Genomic DNA, 7,085 nt, shown 5'->3' with positions numbered 1-7,085 from the left:
ACTCCAAAGTCAGGATTTTTAAGTCTGATTTTTTGCCTAGTCTATTATTAAATAGGAAATTTAGTTGGTTCGTTGCGCCTGGTTTTCACTGGATGGTAGCTCTAACTAGATCGATCTAGTTTTTCTGGCATTTCCTATCTCATTGTGTGAAGCACTCAAAGGTGAGGATTTTTGATTCTGATTTTTTCCCTAGTCTATTATTAAACAGGAAATTTAGTTGGTTCGTTGAGTCTGGTTTTCACCGGATGGTAACTCTAACTAGATCGATCTAGTTTTTCTGGAATTTCCCATATCATTGTGTGAAGCACTCGAAGGTGAGGATTTTTGATTCTGATTTTTTGCCTCATCTATTATTAAAGATGGAAATTTAGTTGGTTCGTTGCGCCTGGTTTCCACCGGATGGTAACTCTAACTAGATCGTTTTAGTTTTTCTGAGGGGGTGAGATATCATTCTGTGAAGCACTCGAAGGTGAGGATTTTGGAGTCTAATTTTTTGCCTCATCTATTATTAAAGATGGAAATTTAGTTGGTTCGTTGCGCCTGGTTTTCACCGGATGGTAACTCTAACTAGATCGATCTAGTTTTTCTGAGGGATTAAATATCATTCTGCGAAGCACTCTCAAGTCAAGGTGTTTGAGTCTGAATTAATTGCTCATCTATCATCAAACATGGAAATTAGGAAATTAGTCGAGTCTGGTTTTCACCGGATAGTAGCTAAAACTAGATCGATCTAGTTTTTCAATAATCAACGGAAGTGGGATGGTTCAAAGTGATAAATATAGACCATCCCTTAAATTTAACTTTAGCGCCGGGGTCTTGGTTGACCTCTTTCCATCATTTGCAAAGCATCTGGACTTGGATTATATCGGTAGCCCCAAGAAGACCGATCGCCATCATCAAGTATTTGAGGAGTTAGTAGTACAATTGTTTCCGCTCGTTGATTTTCATTTTGACTACTGCGGAAAAGAGTACCAATAATTGGTAAATCTCCCAAAAGAGGTACTTTATTTACTATTGTTCTTTCTTGCTCTTGAATAATGCCAGAAATAATTAGAGTTTGTCCATCCCGGAGACGAATTCTACCAGATTCTACCCGACGCCTGGCAATTTCTGTACCAAATTCATTTTCATTATCAGCATCTGTTGGTATCCTGTCCGAAATAAAGCTTACTTCTGGATTTACTGTTACAGTTACAAAGCCATTATCATCTATTCTCTCTACCTNTTCTTGCTCTTGAATAATGCCAGAAATAATTAGAGTTTGTCCATCCCGGAGACGAATTCTACCAGATTCTACCCGACGCCTGGCAATTTCTGTACCAAATTCATTTTCATTATCAGCATCTGTTGGTATCCTGTCCGAAATAAAGCTTACTTCTGGATTTACTGTTACAGTTACAAAGCCATTATCATCTATTCTCTCTACCTGTATAGCTAGGGTTAGACCCACATCTTCAAACTGAACAGTTCTAGTTTCTCGACTTGTACCCCCATCATCTGTAAAATTACTGTCAATACTTCTGACGATATTTTCTACAAGTCTGACACTAGCAATTTCCCCTTCTTGAACCACTAAAGTTGGATCGGTGAGAATTTTAGCATTACCACTAATAACAGTAGCCCGCAACTGTGATAGGAATCGTCTGGGATACAAAATTTGAGGGAACAAACCAAATTCTGCTTCTCCTAGTGTTACATCTATTGTCCCATCATCATTAACATCTATTTCTGAAGGTTCATAATCTGTTATCCCAACTCTTGTCGGTTCACCTGTTGTGGGAGCTATTGGTCTAAGGAAAGTACCTCTACCCTGATTGACATTAGGGATACCTGTAAATGGAACATCAAATCTACGTTGGCTATCAAAGAAGGGGTCATTTCCAGCAAGTGGGTTATTAGTTACAGGACGAGAAAGAGGACTACCATCCTGCTGTGTAATAGTAGGAGGTTGCAAACTACCAAAATTTAGAGATGCTGCTCCATTATCGTTGATAAAGAAAGTGTCATTTATCCCAAAAGAAAAACTACTATTAAACCTTTCTTCTCCTGATAAGTTGACATCTATAACTTTGACGTTTACAGCTACTTGCCGTTGTCGTAAATCTAACTGAATTAATTGGGCTGCTGCTATTTCAACTTTTTGTGGTGGACCAACCAAGGTAATACTATTGAGTCGGTTATCAACTGCTATTTGCAAACCATCTAATATTGGGGGAGCATCTTGGGGGTCGTAGCGTAGAGGTTGAACAACTGTTCTTGTAATTGTTTCGGTATTTGTAATTGCCTGATCGGTTCCAGGAATATTAACCGTATTAACCTGAGTTACTGGTTGGCTTGTTACAATGGCACTTTCTGCTCCAAGACTCACTAAGAAACCTGCAGCTTCTTGGGCCGGAACTTGGTTTAAACGGAAGGAGCGAACCACAACATTTCTGGCTTCTGCTGGTAGTTCTTGTCCTACAAATACTGTGTTACCTACTCGGTTGGCTTGCAACCCACTTAGACGTAAAACGTAGTTAAAAACATCTTGAACTGGCTCATTTTCAATATCTAGGGAAATAGTCGGCCCTGTTTCTGCTTCTGGGTCTCCTCCTGAACTAAAGGCAACGTTTAATCCTGCTGCTCTAGCTAGTAAGGCTAAAACATCTCTAACTGGAGCATCTCGTAATACTAAACGAGGTATTTTTTCTTGGGTGCTTAAATCTATAACTTCTACTGAAGGGTTGATATTAGATATTGCTATATCGCCTACTGGTGGTGCTACTGCTCGTGGTTGAAAGGGTGGTACTTCACTGGGGGAGGGTTGTCCTGGTAGAGTTGGGAAACCATCTCCTGTTAGTCCTGAATCTGGTAATAGTACCTCTGGCTTTGGGCTTGTAGTTGTTTCTCTAGGAGGTATTACAGTTCTTTCAGGTTCTACTGGTGGGGTTGGAGGTTCTGCGGGAGGAGGTGCTGCTTCTGAGGGTGGGGGAAAACTATTGGGTTGGGGTCTTTGAGCTATTTCTCCTGAGCTGACAGCAGCACTGAGGATAATTCCTTGGCCTCCTCCTTGGATAATTCTACCTCTGGGAGGACTTTCTTTACCTCGGATAACTACCCGCACGCTATTAGCGTCTACCTGCATTACCTCTACATATTCTATACCAGGGGCTGGACTTTCTTTCCGAAATTTGTTGCCCTGGGGTAAGCTGAGTTGGGCATTGATTATGTCTGCGACAAAAGAGTTGTCTCTGTTGACTGAGAATACTTCGGGGCGATCGCCATTACTGGTAACTAAGACGATATTCATGCCGCCGTCTGCTGAACTTAACTGAATTTGGGTTATTTGGGTTACTGCAAAGGCTGGGGTCTGGGCTATAATTACTGCCGCGACTCCAGTTAATAGTCCACTACTAAATTGTATTTGGTGTTTCACTTTCCTCACTCCACGTTGGGCTTCTTTATTAATTCAGATGTTGGTCTTGGGCTAGAGTATAGGTCTTTTTCTTCAGATTTGGAGCTAAAATTTTTTAACTTTTTCTTTTTTTGAATTTTGGTAGTCCTGAAAAGGCAGAGGGGGAGCAGGGGAGTAGGGAGCAGGGGAGTAGGGAGCAGGGGAGAATTTTCCACGCTTTACCCACAGGGCATCCCCAATATTCATCAATTATTCTTAAAGGTTAAAAATACGAATAGTTTTTATTTGAGGGCATTGAACCAGAGATTTAGACAGAGTTTAATGATACTTATCGACTGAAAAATCGGTAAATTTTGGCTAATATCATGTCCAGTAGCATCGGTATTGCAAGTGAGAAGGTAAGGAAGAAGGCTCATATTATCTAGGAGAGAAGAAAGAAGAAAAAGAAAAACCTTACATAAGGTAAATATTTCCCCAACTTTTACACAAATGATACCAGCGGACATGATATAAGTCTTCTATTTTCTGATCCTAAACATCTCGCCTTCTCCTTAAATTGTTAACTCACGATACTTTGAAACAGCCCTATCTAATAGAGTAGGTTTGAGACCTTTTTTTGTCAGGACAGGATTTGAAGGAAGACAATATCAATATTAGGGAAAAGGTGGGGAAATAATTCCCATCTCTGCTTAATACTTCCCTATTTCAATCTCAATTTTTCCCTAAAAAATAAAGATATAAAGAATTCTATTTCAAGATGAAAAAGTGGTAGTATGATATTTCCTTATATTCAATTCCGTTATGGTTTTAACCAGGGGTAATGATTAATTATCTATTAATTTTTAGGGATAAAAAATATGCTCTAATAAAGGGAAAATTTCAGACCTAATTTTTCTGATAAAATAACATTTATTTAGCAAATTGTGTTATTTTTTTTCTGGCTCTTCTTTGCCCAATGACTCTTGTTCACTTAAGGCTAATAGAGCGTGCATATCAAAGGATGTTCTGAGTCTACTTTCTGGCTTACTAACTGGTACAAATTTATTTTGTTTCCATTCAACTTCTATAACTTGATTTCCTTGTTCGAGTTTTGTTTTTAAGTTTTTCACTACTAATAATGTTTGCATCCTCTCTATAGCAATCATAAAGGCTCTTGTTTGAGGATAACTGCCTTCAAATTCTACTTTGAATTCTCGTCGCTTTAATTTGCCATTTACCAGTGGTCCTAATGAGTTATCGTTAACTATATAGTTACCATCTTTTGGCTCCACTGGTTGAAATTTTGTCATTTTTGCTCGTTGGTCTTCATCTGTAATTCCAGCATTAATTTGATCTATGAGTTTGTTAATATCGTATAGCAGAGTTTTCATTGTTTTTTCACTGGCAAATAAGCTGGTTACGTCTTCTCTTTGTTTTTCAGCTTTTTTCCTTTCTGCTTCTGCTTTTGGTCGTTCTTTTATTTGTTTTTGCTGCTCTTTAATTTTGACTTCTGCTGTTTTTATTTCTCCTCTTAATTCAGCACTTTTTTCGATAGCTGGTTTAAGCTGATTATATCCTAATAAACCTGCTATTCCTAAGCCTACGACACCAATAGCTCCTCCAATAAATCTGGGGTCTTTGAGAGAGACACCTAGAATTTTCGGACCCCCTCCTCCTTCTTCTTGTTCTTCTTGTTCTTCATTCCATTCATTTACTGCTACCATTTTTAAAATACTCCTTTTTTTGTTAGTGTTTCTATTCTATCTACTAATCCAATTGCTCCTTTACTTTTTAATTGAGGCAATAATTCTGATGCACCTAAAGGGCTGAGATTTGTTTCGATTTTATATTCAACTATTGGGGGTAATTCTGGTATTTCTGGTGCTAAGGTTGAGTTAGATTCTCGTAATTCTAATCTAGTAGGATTAGGTTTTTTCGCAGCAGTAATAAGTTTGGTTTTTTCTCCTTGGAAAAAGGGAGAGCTTTGCAATAACAATAAAAAGTCATTAATTTGACCGTAAGAATCTGAAGTTCCAGCAAATGATAGGGTTGCTGTTGGTTTTGAGGGAGCTGGTGTCTCTGTTTTTTCTCCCTTTTTAGCAGATTTTTTGGAGGGAACTGGGGCTGATACTTTTGGTTCTTTTTGTTCTATGCTAGTTATTATTACCCCACTAGGTACTAAAGATCCAAACTCTCCTAATAATGCTGACCATGGTTTAATTTGGTCGAAAACTGTGGCTAAAGCTTTTGCCTCTGCTTTAAATGTCTTAGTTTTTTCTTTGATTGCTTCAAGGTTTTTAACTTGAGCATCAAGCTTACTCAATTCACCATTTAATTTGTCTAAGTCTGCCTGAAGTTTAGTGTTTACTTGATTTAGATATAACCATCCACCTGCAACTAGACCATTAACTGCTACTGCTGCTGCTGCCCCAATTAGAATTGGTTTTGGGTCTTCTAGTGATGGTCCACTACTCGCTGGTTTGGGAATATCTTTTTTATTTTTATATTCTGGGCGATCGTTAAGAAAATTTATATCTAGGCCATACATATTAATTTATACCTCTCTTAGTCCTAAACCTAATACAATTCCTAAACCGGAACGTTGTTCTGGCGGAATTTCTTCTTCTGTTTCTAAGGCTAAAGTTTCGATTGGATCGACTTTAGACGCTGGTAAACTTAAACGTTGCATGAAAAAGTCATCTACTTGTCCTATTGCTGCTCCCGATCCTGTTAATAATAATTGTGCCACCTCCAAATCTTCAAATTGATTGAGATAGAAGTCTATTGAGCGTCGCAGTTCATCTCCTAATTCTGCTAATACTTTTAGTAGAGCATTTGTTCCGGGATTTGGTTCGTTTCCTGTGACTCCCATTGTATCTAATACTGGAACGGTCATCCCTAATAACTCTGTAGTATCTCTGGTTGGAGGTAAGTTCATTGCTTCGTTTAAGGAGGATTGCATTTGATAGGTGCCAATAGGAATTGTCCGGTTAAATTGGGGTATTCCGTCTACTACGATAGCAAGTTCGGTACTGTCAAATTCTAAATCTGCAATGACTGTTGCTTCTTGAGGACCATATTGTTGGAGTATATCTTTTACTGTACGGATCAGGGCAAAGTTACTTACTTCTAAAACATCTATTGCTAATCCTGCTTGTGTAAAAACTTCTATGTAGCCATCTGTTACTTCTTTTCTAGTTGCGACTAAGGCGACTTGTACTTTTTCTAGGTCATCATTTGGATCTACTATAACTCCTAATTTTTGATAGTCTACATCTGCTTCTTCTCTGGGAAATGGTAAGTATAAACCTGCTTCTTGATTCATATAATCCTGTAATTCTTCGTCGTTTAATTCTGCTGGTACGGGAATTACACGGGTAACTGCTTCTCTACCTGGAATTGCTGTTGCTACTCTGCGAGTTTTGATGTTATTGTCCTCTATCATTGACTCTATTAGTTCTGACATTGTGGGGGCATCAATTATTTGACCTTCAAAAAATACATCTTCTGGTACTTCTGCTGTAGCAAAGGTTACTAATTTTAATTTATCTCCTTGTTGCCGGATTTCGGCAATATTAATTCTTTCTGGGCCGAGTTCTATTCCTATTCCTGGTTTCTTTTTTTTAAACAGGTTTTTTAAGTAATTAACCATTTTTCTTTCTCCTGGTTTTAATTTGAAGCAAAATTTGCTTTTGTTAGGTTAGTGTAAGTT

Annotated in this window: 5 protein-coding genes; all 5 read right to left on the bottom strand. The window is 38.2% G+C overall.

Annotated elements, in window-relative coordinates; all coding sequences use genetic code 11:
* Positions 1 to 802: 802 nt before the first annotated feature.
* The 5 genes from AFK68_RS39175 to pilM all read right to left on the bottom strand — a co-directional run bounded on the left by AFK68_RS39175 (position 803) and on the right by pilM (position 7,025).
* The gene (locus tag AFK68_RS39175) at positions 803 to 1,213 is read right to left on the bottom strand and encodes a type II secretion system protein GspD (protein ID WP_256386600.1); all 411 of its coding nucleotides are present in this window, start codon (positions 1,211 to 1,213) and stop codon (positions 803 to 805) included.
* 12 nt (positions 1,214 to 1,225) lie between these two features.
* The coding region (locus AFK68_RS17650) for a type IV pilus secretin family protein (RefSeq protein ID WP_210407472.1) at positions 1,226 to 3,415 on the bottom strand (2,190 nt) is incomplete at its 3' end.
* Between the two features lie 905 nt (positions 3,416 to 4,320).
* On the bottom strand, positions 4,321 to 5,097 hold the full coding sequence (locus AFK68_RS17645; protein WP_094673905.1) for a hypothetical protein: 777 nt from the start codon (positions 5,095 to 5,097) through the stop codon (positions 4,321 to 4,323).
* A gap of 2 nt (positions 5,098 to 5,099) precedes the next feature.
* A complete protein-coding gene (locus AFK68_RS17640) occupies positions 5,100 to 5,921 on the bottom strand; it encodes a PilN domain-containing protein (protein WP_094673904.1) in 822 nt (273 codons plus the stop codon).
* 6 nt (positions 5,922 to 5,927) lie between these two features.
* The gene (gene pilM / locus AFK68_RS17635; protein ID WP_094673903.1) at positions 5,928 to 7,025 is read right to left on the bottom strand and encodes a type IV pilus assembly protein PilM; all 1,098 of its coding nucleotides are present in this window, start codon (positions 7,023 to 7,025) and stop codon (positions 5,928 to 5,930) included.
* Between the last annotated feature and the right edge of the window lie 60 nt (positions 7,026 to 7,085).

Origin of the sequence: Hydrocoleum sp. CS-953, assembly GCF_002260545.1 — a bacterium.
In the GTDB taxonomy this organism is placed as follows: Bacteria; Cyanobacteriota; Cyanobacteriia; order Cyanobacteriales; family Microcoleaceae; genus Trichodesmium.
This window is presented reverse-complemented; position numbering and strand designations above follow the sequence as displayed.

What these genes read in the sequence shown, in the direction of transcription:
- AFK68_RS17640 (WP_094673904.1), bottom strand. Translation starts at nt 5,921, where the DNA reads ATGTATGGCCTAGATATAAATTTTCTTAACGATCGCCCAGAATATAAA.
- pilM (WP_094673903.1), bottom strand. Translation starts at nt 7,025, where the DNA reads ATGGTTAATTACTTAAAAAACCTGTTTAAAAAAAAGAAACCAGGAATA.
- AFK68_RS17645 (WP_094673905.1), bottom strand. Translation starts at nt 5,097, where the DNA reads ATGGTAGCAGTAAATGAATGGAATGAAGAACAAGAAGAACAAGAAGAA.